The following is a 15,649-nucleotide window of genomic DNA, read 5'->3' as shown; positions in this document are numbered from 1 at the left end:
GAAGCAGACAATCCGACGGGGGTCCCGGCTCGGTCGCAGGTCACATCGTCCCCCCGCGTCTCACCCGGCACTCGCGCGTCACGGCGAACGCACGCGCACACCCGGCCCCCACCCCCCTCCCTCCCCGGTGCGCGCCCGGGGGTGTCCGGAGCGTGCCGGGGGCATGTCGGGGGCGTGTCGGGCGTGCGTCCGGGAGCGGACCCCGGGTGGCGAACGCCGGTGGTGTGGGGCGTGGGGCGGCGTCGCGGTGCGTGGCGAGCGGTGCGACGGGGCGGCGCGGGCTGCACGGTGTCCGCCTCCCCCGCTCCGCCCCTCTTCCCTCCCGCCCTCTTTCCGGGGGCGGCTGTGAGGCGGCGGGCGAGGTGGTCGGGTCGGCGGTGCGCGCGCGTGGCGGCGGTGCGGGGCGATGGTCAGCGCACCTGGTGGGGCTGTGGGGGCGGGGCCGGGTGGGAGGTGGCGGTGTGGGGTGTGGGGGAGCGGTGGCGGGTCGGCGGGGGTGGCTCCGGTGGCGGCGCGGGGGCGGCGGTTGGCCGGCTCGGGGGCCGGGTGCGGGCCGGGCCCGGAGAGCCCGTGGCGGGGAGCGGAGAGTTCCGGCACCCGCGTCGAGGTCGGGGGCGGGCGCCGGTTTTCGGACATGCCGACGGCCTGTCGGGCGGCGGAGGCGCGGAGTCCGGTGAACTGTCGACGGGCCCTCAGAACCCTTGTGCGCCAGGCAAAGGAGGGGCTCAGCGAGGTGGTACGGGCCTGTCATGAGCGTGCCGACCACCGGCAAAGTTTCCCCCTGGTCTGCACCACTTGTCGGTGTTGGCTGGCAACATGTCGACTATGACCACAGGGCTGGCGTCCCGCGCCGTACGAGCCGCGACCTTCGCGGCCGTATGCGTGATCGCCGCGGCCGTGGGTCACTCGTTGGCTGCCGGAGTGGGCGTCACACCGCTCGCCCTGGGCAGCGCGTTCGCCGGTACGGCCTCGGCAGCCTGGTGGCTCGCCGGGCGCGAGCGGGGCGTGTTCGCGGTCACGGGGGCGACCGTGTTGTCCCAACTCGCGCTCCATGTGCTGTTCTCGCTGACGGATCGTTCCGCCGCCGCGGCGGCCCACGCGGGCCACATATCCGGGGCGGCGAACGAGCAGCGTGCCGGACTCCTCTCACCGTCGGGGCGGCCGGGTGCCGCGGTCGCCGCCGACCCTCTCGCACAGCCTCCTCCCGCCGGCGGCGGGGGCGGTGGCCCCTGGGGCATCGACGCGAGCGACCTGGAGGGGCTGACGCCCTTCTGTCACGGCTGGGGCATGCTGCTGGCGCACCTGCTGGCCGCCCTGGTCTGCGGACTGTGGCTGTGGCGCGGCGAACGGGCCGCCTTCCGCCTCGGTCGCGCACTGGCCGCGGCCGTCTTCGTCCCGCTGCGCACCGCGTACAGCGGTCTGGCCATCAGTCCCCGCCGGCGACCCCGGTCGCGCCCGGTGCGCGTCTTCCGCGTCCGCCGGGCCCGGTCGGTCCTCCTGCGACACGTCCTGGCCGGCCGAGCGCCGCCCCGCCCCGCCTCGTACTGAACGTGCCGTCACCCGCGCCCCGACGGGGCGCCGTCGTGGGGTGACGGGCGCAGTTCCGATGCCGGTGGCCGCCCCCGCGAAGGCGACCCCGTGAGGCGTCGGCTCCAGGCCCCGCGGTCCCTCGCCGTGCGTCGTGCCGCATACGCGCCGTGTCCTGGGCGACACGGCGGCCGTCGGCGTGGCCGGGTGAGGTGTGCGGAGCTGTCATCGCCGGGCCGTGGTCATCCATGGCGCGGCACACAGCCCCCCAAAGGACTCCGTTGCGATGATTCCTGCCCAAGTCCGGGCCTGCCCCGGACCGTCCCGCCCCGCGGACGACGAGGAAGTGACCAACTGGGCGCTGGCGGCACGGGATGGCGATCCCGCGGCCGTGGAGCGCTTCGTACGCGCCACCTACCGGGATGTCTGGCGGTTCGTCACCCACCTGAGCGCCGACGTGCACAGCGCGGACGACCTCACCCAGGAGACGTTCCTGCGGGCGCTCCACTCCCTGCCGCGCTTCGCCGGCCGCTCGTACGCGCGCACCTGGCTGCTGTCGATCGCCCGACGCGTGGTCATCGACCGCTACCGATCCGCCGCCGCCCGCCCCCGTGTCGCCGACGCCCCCAACTGGCAGTCGGCCGCCGAGGGCGCGCAGCCCTCCGGGCTGCCCGGCTTCGAGGAGGGCGTCGCCCTGCTCGACCTCCTCAACACCCTGGAACCCCACCGACGCGAGGCGTTCATCCTCACCCAACTCCTGGGGCTGCCGTACGCGGAGGCCGCCGCGGTCGTCGGCTGCCCGGTCGGCACCGTGCGCTCCCGTGTGGCCAGGGCGCGTGAGGACCTCATCGCGCTGCTGCGCACCGCCGAGGTGTCGGGGGTCGCGTTCGCCGCCTGACCGGGGCGTCGGTTGTGTCGCCGTGCCCGCGCGCCGCGCCAGAGCGGCGCGCGGGGCACGAGCACGCCCTCGCCCGACGCGATCCGGCCACCCGGCGTGGCCAGATCGCATGAGCTTCTCGATCCGGCCACCGGGGTATGCCCCGGTTGTCCGGACCGTGCTGCCCGCTCGGCCACCGTCCGGCACGTCGTGAGTGCCATTCCCCCTCCCACGTCTTTCTCACCTAACGTTGCCTCACCTTTTCTCTCACCCTGAGGAGAATTCTGTGACCCCGGAGATTGAGAACGCCTTCGCCGCGATCCGGAGCGAGTACGGCTCGGACTCCATCGAGCGAGTGGAGGAGATGCTTGACAGCAAGAAGCAGCAGCGGCACCCGTTGCAGCAGGGGGCCAAGTGGATCATGCCGGGTATTTCCCAGCAGCCGTGGCACGATCCGTACGGACATGCCGAGCACACGCCCTTCATAGCCGCCCTTGAGGAGCACCACGGTTCGATCAAGTCGGAGCTTGAGACGGCGTGGGCCGCGCGCCGCGAGGCATTCTCCAACTACGAGCACTATCTGACGCCGCAGGACAACTGGCAGGCCCTCTACCTCTACCGCAAGGGCGGCCTTGTGGCGGAGTCGCAGGGACCCGCGCCGACGGCGTACAAGGTGCTCAAGGATTTCGCCGTCGACACCGAGAAGATCTGCCCGCTCCTTGAGTGCCATTTCTCCACGCTGCTGCCGGGGGCGGCCATCAAGCCGCACTCCGACCTGTGGAACTTCAGCATCAACCTGCACCTGGCGGTGGACATCCCCGAGGGGTGCGGGATCAAGGTCGCGGGCGAGACCCGCTCCTGGGACGAGGGAAAGTGCCTGCTCTTCGACTACTCCTTCGAGCACGAGGCGTGGAACTCGGGGACCCGGCCGCGCACCTGCCTGCTGGTGGACCTGTGGCACCCGGACACCACCGTGCCCGAGCGCGCGGCCCTGGTGGCGCTCATCACGGAGATTCGCACGTTGATGGGTGAGAGCTGACCGACCCCCCGCCCCGGCGGCCCTACCCCTCTTACTGCCGCCGTTCGTCACCTGTGACGAACGGCGGCAGTTGTGCGTCACGAGGCGGATGGTGGTGAACGCGAGGTGGACGCTGGGCGAGGAGTTCACGACGGTCCGTAGCCGTATATGCTCCCCCGACCTGACGGCGCGATCTCGTGTGCCGGGGGGAATTCGTTGGGCCGGGTATCGGGCGGGCGGGTTCGCGACCCCCCCTACCGCACGCTGCGGGTCGGCTCCCGGTGGCCCAGTGGGCTTTTGGGTGAACGGCTCCCGACATCCCTCTATGCGGACGCAAATCGCTCGTCAACTGTCCAACGGGTAGACAGCTTGGTCTATGCCAAGGCAGCATGTGATGAAGAAGTTCGCGCCTGTCGGGAACTCGATGGCTTTCCGGTACGACTACCGAAAAAGGCCCTTCCTGGAGCCCCGGAATGGCACCCTCCGAATGACGGTGGGAATGCTCTTCGGGTGCCCGCATTTCGGCTCTCTAGCCGCTTGAATCGGTCATCCCTGCCGCTGTACGCTCGCCTGGCGATGGCCGAAAACTGTCTGTTCTTAGGTGCACGCGAGACCGTTGAACCGGGCAAATAGCTCGAAGTGCAACGATGTTTCGCTCACTCTTTCACGGGGCAACGCCCTGGCCCGCCGGATGTTCCTGCGAAGGGAGAGAGGGGAACGCGCCACCCCGCGTGGCCGATTTCCCGCTAGGCATGAGGACGCTCGGTGACGCCTTACCCAGAACCGCAACCGGGATCTGAGCCAGACCGAAAAGAAGGCCAATTGCTTGCCGCGTCGTTGGGGGTGAGCAAGCATCCAGAACACGTCGCCCATTGGCGTGTGGCCAGGTGTTCGCGGGCTGGGGAGGCCCGTCGCCGGGGCCGGTCCTCTCCGTGTGGGGTGCAGCGTTTCGGCGCCCACGGGGATGACCCCGCCGTACACATCGCAGTGATGATCCACCGCACAGAGGCATGGGGAACCGCTGTCACGCTTGCAGCAGGTTCCTAAGGGGGAATGTCCGAGGATGTCCGCAATAACGTCGTCAGTCGCACCACCTCGTCAACGGCTTGGGCTGTCCCTGCTCGTGTTGGCCGCCGCGCAGCTCGTCATCGCGCTCGACTTCAACATCGTCTACGTGGCCCTGCCGAGCATCCAGGACGGTCTCGGCTTCTCCGAGCAGGACCTGCAGTGGGTGGTCAGCGCCTATGTCGTGGCCACCGGCGGGTTCCTGCTGCTGGGCGGCCGGGCCACCGACCTGTTGGGCCGGCGGCGGATGTTCGTGTTGGCCGCGGGGTTGTACGCGGTCTCCTCGCTGATCGGCGGGCTGACCGACACGGCGTGGCTGCTGATCGCGGTGCGTGCGGTACAGGGCATCGGCGGTTCGCTGCTCTTCCCCGCCACCCTCTCCCTGATCAACACGATCTACGAGGAGGGGCCGCGCCGTAACCGGGCGCTGGCGGTGTGGGGTGCGGCCGGTGCCGGCGGTCTGTGCTTCGGCTCCCTGCTCGGCGGCGTCCTGGTCGAGGCGTTCGGCTGGCCCTCGGTGTTCGTGGTCAACGTCCCGCTGGCCGGGGCGATCGCGCTCGCCGGCTGGCTGCTCTTCCCCGTCGATCCGCCGCTCGCGCGCGAGCGTGACTTCGACGTCCTGGGCGCCGTCACCGCGACCGCGGGCATCACGCTCCTGGTCTTCGTGCTGGTCCGTGGCCCCGAGGTCGGCTGGACCAGCAGGTCGACCCTGGTGTGCGCGCTGGCCTCGGTGCTGCTGCTGGTCGCGTTCGCCGCCGTCGAGGCGCGCGCCCGTGACCCGCTCACCCCGGCGCGGCTGCTGACGCACCGTTCCCTGGTGGCCGGAATGGCGCTGGCCGCGGTCTTCAACGCGACCTTCGCCTCCGTCCCGTACTTCCTCACCCGCTACTTCCAGACCGTGCACGGCTACAGCGCGCTGGAGACCGGACTGGCCTTCCTGCTGCCGGCCGTCATGGTCGCGGCCGGGACACAGGTCGGCGAGCGGGCCATCGCCGCCTTCGGCGTACGGGCCACGCTGCTCGGCGGGTTGGCCCTGGGGGCCGCCGGCGCGCTCGCGCTCGCCGTGGGCTTCACCGACGACGGCGCGTACGGACGCCTGGTGCCCGGGCTGGTGCTGCTCAGCCTCGGGCAGGGCGCGGCCTGGACCGCACTGTGGATCGTGGCCGCCACCGGTGTCGGGCCCAACGACCAGGGCATCGCCTCGGGGTTGGCGTCCACCACGCTCCAGGTGGGTGGCGCCATCGGCCTCGCGCTGCTGGTGGCCGTGGCCAACACGCGCGCCGACGGGTTGGCCGGCGACGCGCTGCGCGAGGGGCTCATCGACGGCATCCGCCTGGTCAGCTATCTGATCGCGGCCGGCATCTGCTGTGGAGCGCTCGTGCTCCTGGCGCTCAGGAAGGCCCCGCGCCGGTAACGACCGATGGGCCCAACGGCCCTACGTCACCGCCCGCCGTACCGGTCGGGCCCATCCCACCCACTCCCGTCCGCGACCACTTTCGCCTGCCGATTGAGGAGACCGCCGTGCCCAGCGCCGCCGTCCCACCGCCGAATCCCGACGATCGAGCCACCGCGCACGGCCCGCGCGCGGTCGGCGCGCGGCCGGAGCGCGCCGCCGTACTGTGCGGTCTCGCGGGCTGGGTACCACCGCGTGTCGTCACCAACGACGACCTGTCCCAGTACCTGGACACCAGCGACGAGTGGATCACCACGCGCACCGGGATCCGGCAGCGGCACTTCGCCGAGCCCGGCCAGGCCACCTCCGACCTGGCCGTCGAGGCCGGACAGCGCGCACTGGCCGCGGCCGGTGTCGAGCGGGTGGACGCGGTCGTCGTCGCCACCACCACGCCCGACCGCAGCTGCCCGGCCACCGCCCCGCTGGTGGCCCACCGACTCGGCCTGACCGGGGCCGCGGCCTTCGACGTCAGCGCCGTGTGCACCGGCTTCGTCTACGGCCTGGCCACCGCGGCCGGTCTGATCACCGCCGGTGTCGCCGGCAGCGTGCTGCTGATCGGCGCGGACACCTACACCACCATCGTGGACCCGCTGGACCGCGCGAACGCGATCATCTTCGGCGACGGCGCCGGAGCGGTCGTCCTGCGCGCCGGCACCGCCGACGAACCGGGCGCCGTCGGCCACTTCGACCTCGGCAGCGACGGCGCCGAGGAAGAGATGATCATGGTGGCGGCGGGCGGCTCGCGACAACGTTCGCAGCCCGACTCGCAGCCCACCCGCGCCGAGCGGCACTACACGATGGAGGGCCGGGCGGTCTTCCGGCACGCGATCACGCGCATGTCGGCCTCCGCCCGCGCCTCGCTCGACGCCGCCGACTGGAAGGTCGACGACGTCGACCACCTCGTGCCCCACCAGGCCAACAAGCGCATCCTGCGCGCGGTCGCCGACGATCTCGGCCTGCCGCGCGAGCGCTGCGTCTCCCATGTCGAGTCGGTCGGAAACACCGGTGCCGCCTCCATTCCGCTGGCGCTCGCGGACGCGGCGGCCGGCGATGTGCTCAAGCCCGGCGACCGGGTCCTGCTCACCGCCTTCGGCGGCGGCCTGACCTGGGGTTCCTGTGTCCTGCGCTGGCCCGAACTGACGCCCCCTACGCCACCCGCGACTGCGGCAGCCGCACCCGTAACCGCCCAAGAGGGAGGACCTCTCGCACCATGAGCGCCACCTACGACCAACTCATCACCCTGCTGACCAAGCTGCACGAGGCGCCGCCGGAGGACACCACCCCGGACGCGACCTACGCGGATCTCGACGTCGACTCGCTGACGCTCGTGGAGATCGTCATGCACGTCGAGCGCGAGCTGGGCGTGAGCATCGAGGACAACGAGCTCTACCCCGAGCTCAGCCTCGGCGCGACGGCCAAGCTCATTGACGAGCGGCTCGCCGGATAGCCGTACACGTCCTTCCCGAGCCCATTCCGACACACCCGGTTCCACCCCTATTTCCTCGAAAGGCAGTCACCATGGAGATCGTTCCGCAGGAAGGCAAGAAGCTCGGCGCGGCCGTGCACGGGTTCGACTACGCCACCGCTTCTGACGCGGACATCCAAAAGCTCAAGGAAACCGTTTACACGAAGAAAATCGCGGTGCTCAAGAACCAGGATCTTGACGCCGCGCAGTACCTGGCGCTCGGTAAGCGGCTCGGCCAGCCGGTCACGTACTACGAGCCGATGTACCAGCATCCGGACGTGCCCGAGGTCTTCGTCTCCTCGAACGTCCCGAAGGACGGCAAGCAGATCGGTGTGCCGAAGACCGGGAAGTTCTGGCACGCGGACTACATGTTCATGCCCGACCCGTTCGGCATCACGCTGATCTACCCCCAGGTCATTCCGCAGAAGAACCGCGGCACGTACTTCATCGACATGGGCCAGGCGTACGAGGCGCTGCCCGAGGACCTGAAGAAGGCGGCCGAGGGCACCCGCTGCAAGCACTCGGTCCGCAAGTACTTCAAGATCCGCCCGCACGACGTCTACCGGCCGATCTCCGAGATCATCGAAGAGGTCGAGACCAAGACGCCGCCGGTGCTGCACCCCACCACCTTCACGCACCCGATCACTGGCGAAACGGTCCTCTACCTGAGCGAGGGCTTCACCGTGGACATCGAGGACGCGGAGGGCAAGCCGCTGGAGACCGACCTGCTGCACGACCTGTTCAAGGCCACCGGGCAGCTGGACGACACCTTCACCCACCCCAACATCCACCTGCAGAGCTTCGAGAAGGGTGACCTGCTGGTCTGGGACAACCGCAGCCTCATCCACCGCGCCCTGCACACCACCGCGCCGGAGCCCACCTCCTCCTTCCGCGTCACCGTCCACGACGAGCACAAGCTCTACGACGGACTCACGGTCTGATGGGGACCCCCACCGCCGAACGCGCCGTCGACACCCAGCCGTCGGCACCCGAGTGGTACGCCACCGACCACGCCCTGCTCGCCCCGGTGCTGCGCCCCTACAAGGAGAACTGCAAGTACCTGCTCTCCGCCGAGGTCAGCGCCAATGCCGGACGCGGTACGGCACGCTGTGAGTTCGCGATTCCGGAGTCGTGCTACATCGACGACACCGGGCATCTGAACGCGGTCGAGGTAAACATCTGCTACAACCAGATGATGTATTACCTGGTCGCCAAGTCCGTGCAAGAGGGACTGATGCCGGGATTCGCCTCGTGGACCATGGACGACTACTGGCGGCACCAGCTGCCGGACATACTGATCGCCCGATTCGGTAGTAACTTCCGGCGACCGATCAATCCCCGTTCGTTCTCCGGTGAGATGACGTTCCTCTCCCTCACCCGACGTACGCCCGGTGGCGGCGATCCCATGCTGCTCGCCGAAACGTCGTACCGGTACTGGGACGCCGACGGCGGGCGCTGCGACGGCGAGGCGACCCTCGCTTTCGTGGGTGTCGCTTAGCCATCACCTTTACCCAGCGACAACACCCGACGCGATGCGGGCCGCCGACACAAAGGCGGCGGCCCGCGTCGCGGACCGAATGCGGAGGCGCAGGACATGGCCGATTCCACGATGACGCGTACAGCCGGCGACCGGCTCTACCACCCGAATCTGCACACCCTCGACGAGACGGCACGCTTCCACGCCGAGCGGCAGCCGGACGTGGCGGCCGTGCTGTGCGAGGGCCGCGTCCTGACGTACGGGGATCTCCACCAGGAGAGCAACCGCATCGCGCACGCCATCGAGGCCGCGGGACTGGCCCCCGGCGCGCGCGTCGCCTACCTCGGCAAGGAGTCCGAGCACTACTACGAGATCCTCTTCGGCTGCGCCAAGAGCCAGACCGTACTGGTCCCCATCAACTGGCGGCTGACCGCACCCGAGGTCAGCCACATCCTGCGGGACTCGGGCAGTGAACTGCTCTTCCTGGAAGGGGAGTTCGCCCCCGTCATCGACCGGGTGCCGGACGCGGCACCGGCCACCGTGGTCCGGCTGGGCACCGGCGCCGGTGCCCCGGCCGCCGGTCAGGACGCGCCCGGCGTCGCGGCCGTCGACTTCGCCGCCTGGAAGGGCGCGCACCCCGACACCGAGCCGGGGCGCCCGGCGACCCCGGAGACGGCCGTCGCCCAGATCTACACCAGCGGCACCACCGGGCTGCCCAAGGGCGTGGTCCTCGCCCACCGCAGCTTCTTCGCCATCCGCGACGCGCTCGCCTCCCAGGGCCTGGACTGGATCGACTGGCGCGCCGGCGACATCGCCCTGATCGGCATCCCCGGCTTCCACGTCGGCGGCCTGTGGTGGGCCACGCAGAACTTCAGCGCGGGCGTGACCGTCGTCGCCATGCGCGCCTTCGCGCCGCACCAGGCCAACGCGCTGATCAGGGACCTGGGAATCACCACCGCCTGCGTGGTGCCCGCGATGCTGCGCATGATGCTCGCCGAACCCGGCGTCACCCCCGAGGACTTCCGCACCCTGCGCAAGATCGTCTACGGCGGCTCGCCCATCTCCGAGGCGCTGCTCGAACAGAGCCTGGCCCTCTTCGGCTGCGAGTTCGCCCAGATCTACGGGCTCACCGAGACCGGCAACACCGCCGTGTGCCTGCCCCCGGCCGACCACGTACCCGGCCACCCCCGGATGAAGGCCGCCGGCCACCCCTACCCCGGCGTACGCGCCAAGATCATCGACGACCAGGGGCGGGAACTGCCCGTCGGCACGGTCGGCGAGGTGTGTCTGGCCACCCCCGCCCGCATGGTCGAGTACTGGGGCCTGCCCGACAAGACCCGCGAGACGCTGGTCGACGAGTGGATCCACACCGGCGACGCCGGCTACCTGGACGCGGACGGCTACGTCTTCATCAGCGACCGGATCAAGGACGCCGTGATCGTCGCCGGCGAGAACGTCTACCCCGCCGAGATCGAGGGCGCCCTGGAGGCCCACCCCGGCGTCCGCGAGGCGTGCGTGGTGGGCGCGCCCGACGAGCGCTGGGGCGAGACCATCCACGCCTTCGTCGTCGCCGCCCCCGGCCACCAGCCCACCCCCAGGGACCTGCACCGCTTCCTGGTGGACCGGCTGGCCAGCTTCAAGCTCCCCGCCAAGTACGAGTTCATCGACCAGGTGCCGCGCAACCCCAGCGGCAAGATCCTCCGCCGCGAACTGCGCGACCGCTTCTGGAAGGACGCGGACCGCAAGGTCAACTGACCGCCGTCGCCGCACGCCCCCGCCCCGCTACCCAAGAGAGAACGACATGTCTGAGCCCTTGACGCTGGCGACCTTCCGCGCCGACCTCGCGGAGGTGCTGCACCAGCAGCCGGATGAAGTAGACCTCAGCGAGAACCCCCTGTACGCGGGCCTGGACTCGCTGCGCATCGTCACCCTGGCCGAGCGCTGGCGCCAGGCCGGCGCCGAGGTGAGCTTCGTGGAGCTCGCCGAGCGCACCTCGTTCGCGCAGTGGTGGGACCTGATCTCCGAACGCCAGGCGGGAGCCCAGCATGCCCAGGCCTGACGGTACGCCGAGCACGACGGCCCCCGCCCACCCCGGCGCGCCGGCCGCCGGCCAGCGCCATCCGCTGCTCGCCGCGCAGGAGGGCATCTGGACCGGCCAGCAACTCGACCGGGAGAGCCCGGCGTACAACACGGCCGAGTACGTGTGCATCGCCGGGCCCGTGGACACCGGGGCGTTCGTGGCCGCGCTGCGCCAGGTCGTCGCCGAGACCGAGGCGCTGGGCGTCCGCTTCACCGTCGAGGACGGCCAGCTCTGGCAGGTCACCGCGCCCGTCACCGACTGGCAGCCGCACGTGGCCGACCTGACCCCGGAGGCCGCGCCGCGCGCCGCCGCGCTGGCGTGGATGGCCCGCGACATGGCCCGCCCCGTCGACCTGGAGCGCGAACCGGTCTTCGGACACGCCCTGTTCCAGGTCGCGCCCGACGAGTTCTGGTGGTACCACCGCGTCCACCACATCGCGCTCGACGGCTTCGGGCTCTCCCTCGTCGCCCGCCGCGTCGCCGAGGTCTACACCGCGCTGGTCGCCGGTGAGCCCACCGGCCCCAGCGGCTTCGGCACCCTCCAGTCCGTCCGCGACGAGGAGAGCGCCTACCAGAGCTCACCCCGGCGGGACAAGGACGGCGCGTACTGGGCCGGGCGCTACGCCGACCGGCCCGCCGTGCCCACCCTCACCCATGACTCCGCGCTGCCCGCCCGGACCTTCCTGCGCCAGGTCACCGACCTGGCCCCGGCCGAGGTCACCGCCCTGCGCGCGCGGGCCGACGAACTGTCCGTCACCTGGTCGGACGTGCTGCTCGCGATCACCTCGCGTTACATCCAGCAGGTCAGCGGCGCCGCCGAGGCCGTCCTGAGCGTGCCCGTCATGGGACGCCTGGGCTCGGTCTCGCTGCGCGTGCCGTGCATGGTGCGCAACGTGCTGCCGCTGCGGGTGGCCTCCGGCGACACCGACAGCCTGGCCGACCTGGCCCCCCGGGTGGCCGCCGAACTGCGCGCCGGCCTGCCCCACCAGCGCTACCGCTACGAGCACCTGCGGCGCGACCTCAAGCTCGTCGGCGGCAAGCGCCGTCTGTCGGGTCCGGGCGTGAACATCATGCCCTTCGAGTACGACCTGCGCTTCGCGGGCCACGCCAGCACCGTGCACAACGTGTCCGCCGGCCCCGTCGACGATCTGTCGGTCAACGTCTACGACCGGGCCGAGGGCGCCGGGCTGCGCTTCGCCTTCGACGCCAACCCCGACCTGTACGACACCAGCGCGCTGGCCGGGCACCAGCGCGGGCTGCTCGCCCTGCTGCGCGCGGCGCTCGCCGAGCCGCACCGCCCGCTGTCCGAGCTCGGCACAGCCCCCGCCGCCCGCCCCGCGCCGGCCGCCACCAGCGAGGCCGCGCCCACCGCGCCCTGGCCGATCGTGGACGGCGAGCCGCTGCGCGCGCCCGCCCGCCCCGTACTCGACCAGATCACCGAGCGGGCCACCACCCACGGCCAGGCCACCGCCGTCGAACACGGCGACCAGCGGCTGAGCTACGTCGAACTCCACGCCGCCGCCCGCGACCTGGCCGAGCGCCTGACCGCGCGCGGCCTCGGTCGGGGCGCGCTGGTGGCCATCGCCCTGCCCCGGGGCATCGAGGCGATCACCGCCATCCTGGGCACGCTCTACGCCGGCGCCGCCTACTGCCCGCTCGACCTCGGCGCCCCCGCCTCCCGTACCACCGCGCTGCTGGCCGCCGCCGACACCGCCGCCGTGCTGACCACCACCGACCACCTGGCCAAACTGCCGGGCGGCGGCGCGAGCGCGGACCAGGCCACCGGGCCCGCCGTGACACTGGCGGACGACGCGCCGGCCGTGCCCGTCCTGCTCCTGGACGCCGAGGCCACCGCGCGACCGACGCCCCCCGCCGAGCCCGCCCCGCCGACCGTCGGCGCCCCGGACGACCTGGCGTACGTCATCTACACCTCCGGCTCCACCGGCGCGCCCAAGGGCGTGGAGATCGGCCACGGCGCGCTGGCCCACTTCGTCGCCGGCGCCACCCAGCGCTACGCACTGGACTCCCGGGACCGGGTCATGCAGTTCGCGCCGCTGCACTTCGACGCCAGCGTCGAGGAGATCTTCCTGACGCTGTGCGCCGGGGCGACGCTGGTGGTGCGCACCGACGAGGTGACCGAGTCCGTCGCCACCCTCGCCGGCGCCTGCGAGCGGCTGCGGATCAGCGTCCTGGACCTGCCCACCGCGTACTGGCACGAGGTCGCGTACGCGCTGGCCACCGGCGCGGCCACGCTGCCCGCCTCGGTGCGCGCCGTCATCATCGGCGGCGAGGCCGCCGTGCCCGAGCGCGTGGACGGCTGGCGGCGCGCGGTGGGTGACTCGGTGCGCCTGTTCAACACCTACGGGCCGACCGAGGCGACCGTCGTGGCCACCGTCGCCGACCTGCACGCCCCCGAACTGGCCGCCGGCGACGTGCCCATCGGCCGACCGCTGCCCGGCACCCGGGCCGTGCTGGTCCCCGTCGAGGGGTCGGAGTCGGCGTCCGGCGAGCCCGGCGTGGTCGGCGAACTCCACCTGCTCGGCGACGCGCTGGCCCGTGGCTACCGGGGCGCGCGCACCGCCGACGCCGAACGGTTCGCGCCACTGACCGCCCTGCCACACGCGCCCCGCGCCTACCGCACCGGCGACCTGGTGCGGCTCGCCGACGACGGGCTGCTGCGCTTCGTCGGCCGGGTCGACGGCGAGTTCAAGATCAGCGGACACCGGGTGCACCCCACCGAGGTGGAGGCGGCCCTGCTGCGCCAGTCCGGCCTGCGCGAAGCCGCCGTGATCGGACAGATCCTGCCCGACGGCACCCGCCGCCTGGTGGCCCACCTGGTCGCCGACGGCCCCGCGCCGCAGCCCACGGCGGTACGCGAGGCGCTGCGGGCCGTGCTGCCCGCCGCGATGATCCCCTCCGCGCTCACCTTCCACGAGCGGCTGCCGCTGACCGGCTCCGGCAAGATCGACCGCAAGGCGCTGGCCGCCCTGGACACCGCTGTGGCCGCCACCCCCGCCGACCAGCGGGCCACGGCCGACGCCACGCCCGAGGCGGGCGACCCACTGGAAGCGGCCATCGCCGGTGTGTGGGCCCAGGTCCTGGGCGCCGACCACATCGCCCCGGGAGACGACTTCTTCGACCTCGGCGCCCAGTCGCTCCAGGCCATCCAGGTCGCCAACCGGCTCGGCGTGGAACTGGCCCGCGAGGTCAAGGTGGCCTGGCTCTTCCAGTACCCGACGGCCGCCGACCTCGCCGCGCACCTGGCCCGGCAGGCCGAGGGCTCCGCCCCGGCGACCGGCGCCCCGGCCGCCGCCGAGTCGGGGGCGGGCACGGCCGGGGAGGCCGGGCTCCCCGCCGCCGTCCTCGCGGTGGCGCGCGACGCCGTCCTGGAGGCGGAGATCGCGCCGGGCGCCGGCGCCGCCGGGGCCACGCCGGTGGACCGCGCCGCCCCGCCGCGCCAGGTGCTGCTCACCGGCGCCACCGGCTTCGTCGGCGCCCACCTGCTGGCCGAGCTGCTGACCAGCACGGACGCCGAGGTCGTGTGCCTGGTGCGGGCCAGCGACCGGGAGCAGGCCACCGCCCGGCTGCGGCAGGCGCTGGACGAGCAGCAGTTGGCCGTCGGCGAGGCGGCCCGGCGCATCGTCGCCGAACCCGCCGACCTCGGCCGACCGCACCTGGGGCTCACCCCGGCGCGGCTGGCCGAACTCGCCGCCAGCTGCGACGCGATCTTCCACAACGCCGCGACGGTCAGCATCATGCGCGAGTACACCAGCCTGCGCGCGGCCAACACGGAGTCCACCCGTGAGCTGCTGCGCCTGGCGGCTCCCCGGAGCGTCCCCTTCCACCTGGTCTCCACGCTGTCCACGGCCCCGCCCCACAGCCAGAGCCCCGAGGTGCCCGAGGCGTTCCTGCCGCCGCACGCCGGTCTCATCTACGGCTACCAGCAGAGCAAGTGGGCCTCCGAGCGACTCCTGGAGCAGGCGGCGGAGCGTGGCCTTCCGGTCACCCTGCACCGGCTGGGCCGCGTCGTCGGAGCCCCCGACACCGGCTTCGTCAACGAGCGCGACTTCGTCTGGAGCGTGCTGCGCGCGGGCATCCCCGCCGGCATCGTGCCCGACCTCTTCGAGGCCGAGGTGTGGACCCCGGTGGACTACGTCGCCCGCGCCGTGGTCCACCTGTCCCTGCGCCCCGGGCCCGACGCCGACGTCGTGTTCAACCACGCGCCGGCGCCGCAGCTGCGACTGGACGACCTGTACACGTGGGTGGCCGCGTACGGCTACCGAGTGCGCCGGATGCCGCTGGCCCAGTGGCGCGCCGAACTGCCGCGCGCCGCCGACGTGGCCACCACCACGCTCGCCTTCTTCGACACCTTCGACGGCCCCGGCGACCCGGTGGCCGGCGCGGGCGGCGACGGGGCGGGCGCGGCCGGCGACGCCGGGCCCAAGGCGGCGGCCGAACCGGAGCTGCGGCTCGGCGACATCCGCGCCGACCACGTCCTGCGCGGCCTGGCCGGAACCGACATCAGCTGCCCGACCACGGACCGCTCCCTGGTCTTCCGCTACCTGGACCACTGCGTCAAGACGGGCACGCTGCCCCGCCCCACGGGAGGTGACCGGCCGGAACCCGTCACGGCGGGATAGCGCGTCTCGGGAACTGGGTCGGACTCCGCCACGACTACTGAGGCGGAG

Annotated in this window: 11 protein-coding genes; all 11 read left to right on the top strand. The window is 72.3% G+C overall.

All coding sequences use genetic code 11. The annotated features are described in order from the left end of the window. The first annotated feature begins 825 nt into the window (after window positions 1-825). The 11 genes from ACFVFR_RS14145 (at window position 826) to ACFVFR_RS14095 (ending at window position 15,601) form a co-directional block, all read left to right on the top strand. On the top strand, window positions 826-1,548 hold the full coding sequence (locus ACFVFR_RS14145; protein ID WP_383700982.1) for a hypothetical protein: 723 nt from the start codon (window positions 826-828) through the stop codon (window positions 1,546-1,548). 265 nt (window positions 1,549-1,813) lie between these two features. Next, window positions 1,814-2,425, top strand: coding sequence for a sigma-70 family RNA polymerase sigma factor (locus ACFVFR_RS14140; protein ID WP_383700979.1), 612 nt, complete (start codon window positions 1,814-1,816; stop codon window positions 2,423-2,425). A gap of 265 nt (window positions 2,426-2,690) precedes the next feature. Continuing rightward, the gene (locus tag ACFVFR_RS14135; protein ID WP_383700976.1) at window positions 2,691-3,443 is read left to right on the top strand and encodes an aspartyl/asparaginyl beta-hydroxylase domain-containing protein; all 753 of its coding nucleotides are present in this window, start codon (window positions 2,691-2,693) and stop codon (window positions 3,441-3,443) included. 1,042 nt (window positions 3,444-4,485) lie between these two features. After that, window positions 4,486-5,901 carry an MFS transporter gene (locus tag ACFVFR_RS14130; protein ID WP_383700973.1) on the top strand — a complete coding sequence of 472 codons (1,416 nt, stop codon included), beginning with the start codon at window positions 4,486-4,488 and terminating at the stop codon, window positions 5,899-5,901. 203 nt (window positions 5,902-6,104) lie between these two features. Continuing rightward, window positions 6,105-7,154 carry a beta-ketoacyl-ACP synthase III gene (locus ACFVFR_RS14125; protein ID WP_383701070.1) on the top strand — a complete coding sequence of 350 codons (1,050 nt, stop codon included), beginning with the start codon at window positions 6,105-6,107 and terminating at the stop codon, window positions 7,152-7,154. After that, window positions 7,151-7,387 (top strand): acyl carrier protein, encoded by a 237-nt coding sequence (locus tag ACFVFR_RS14120; protein WP_383700970.1) that lies wholly within the window; start codon window positions 7,151-7,153, stop codon window positions 7,385-7,387. Before ACFVFR_RS14125 ends, ACFVFR_RS14120 begins: the two co-directional genes overlap by 4 nt. A gap of 71 nt (window positions 7,388-7,458) precedes the next feature. Beyond that, window positions 7,459-8,346 carry a TauD/TfdA dioxygenase family protein gene (locus tag ACFVFR_RS14115; RefSeq protein ID WP_383700967.1) on the top strand — a complete coding sequence of 296 codons (888 nt, stop codon included), beginning with the start codon at window positions 7,459-7,461 and terminating at the stop codon, window positions 8,344-8,346. Continuing rightward, a complete protein-coding gene (locus ACFVFR_RS14110) occupies window positions 8,346-8,903 on the top strand; it encodes an FcoT family thioesterase (RefSeq protein WP_383700964.1) in 558 nt (185 codons plus the stop codon). The genes ACFVFR_RS14115 and ACFVFR_RS14110 overlap by 1 nt, the downstream gene beginning before the upstream one ends. Before the next feature lie 111 nt (window positions 8,904-9,014). Next, window positions 9,015-10,637 (top strand): long-chain-fatty-acid--CoA ligase, encoded by a 1,623-nt coding sequence (locus ACFVFR_RS14105; protein ID WP_383700960.1) that lies wholly within the window; start codon window positions 9,015-9,017, stop codon window positions 10,635-10,637. 46 nt (window positions 10,638-10,683) lie between these two features. Beyond that, a complete protein-coding gene (locus ACFVFR_RS14100; protein WP_383700957.1) occupies window positions 10,684-10,941 on the top strand; it encodes a phosphopantetheine-binding protein in 258 nt (85 codons plus the stop codon). Further along, window positions 10,928-15,601 carry an amino acid adenylation domain-containing protein gene (locus ACFVFR_RS14095; protein WP_383700954.1) on the top strand — a complete coding sequence of 1,558 codons (4,674 nt, stop codon included), beginning with the start codon at window positions 10,928-10,930 and terminating at the stop codon, window positions 15,599-15,601. The genes ACFVFR_RS14100 and ACFVFR_RS14095 overlap by 14 nt, the downstream gene beginning before the upstream one ends. Window positions 15,602-15,649: the final 48 nt, after the last annotated feature.

Source organism: Streptomyces sp. NPDC057702 (assembly GCF_042799315.1).
Taxonomy (GTDB): Bacteria; Actinomycetota; Actinomycetes; order Streptomycetales; family Streptomycetaceae; genus Streptomyces.
Note: the sequence above shows the minus strand (reverse complement) of the source record. Positions and strands in the feature narration are given on the sequence as shown.

Coding starts and splice junctions, on each gene's coding strand:
- ACFVFR_RS14140 (WP_383700979.1), top strand. CDS start 1,814: ATGATTCCTGCCCAAGTCCGGGCCTGCCCCGGACCGTCCCGCCCCGCG.
- ACFVFR_RS14110 (WP_383700964.1), top strand. CDS start 8,346: ATGGGGACCCCCACCGCCGAACGCGCCGTCGACACCCAGCCGTCGGCA.
- ACFVFR_RS14115 (WP_383700967.1), top strand. CDS start 7,459: ATGGAGATCGTTCCGCAGGAAGGCAAGAAGCTCGGCGCGGCCGTGCAC.
- ACFVFR_RS14100 (WP_383700957.1), top strand. CDS start 10,684: ATGTCTGAGCCCTTGACGCTGGCGACCTTCCGCGCCGACCTCGCGGAG.
- ACFVFR_RS14095 (WP_383700954.1), top strand. CDS start 10,928: ATGCCCAGGCCTGACGGTACGCCGAGCACGACGGCCCCCGCCCACCCC.
- ACFVFR_RS14105 (WP_383700960.1), top strand. CDS start 9,015: ATGACGCGTACAGCCGGCGACCGGCTCTACCACCCGAATCTGCACACC.
- ACFVFR_RS14120 (WP_383700970.1), top strand. CDS start 7,151: ATGAGCGCCACCTACGACCAACTCATCACCCTGCTGACCAAGCTGCAC.
- ACFVFR_RS14145 (WP_383700982.1), top strand. CDS start 826: ATGACCACAGGGCTGGCGTCCCGCGCCGTACGAGCCGCGACCTTCGCG.
- ACFVFR_RS14130 (WP_383700973.1), top strand. CDS start 4,486: ATGTCCGCAATAACGTCGTCAGTCGCACCACCTCGTCAACGGCTTGGG.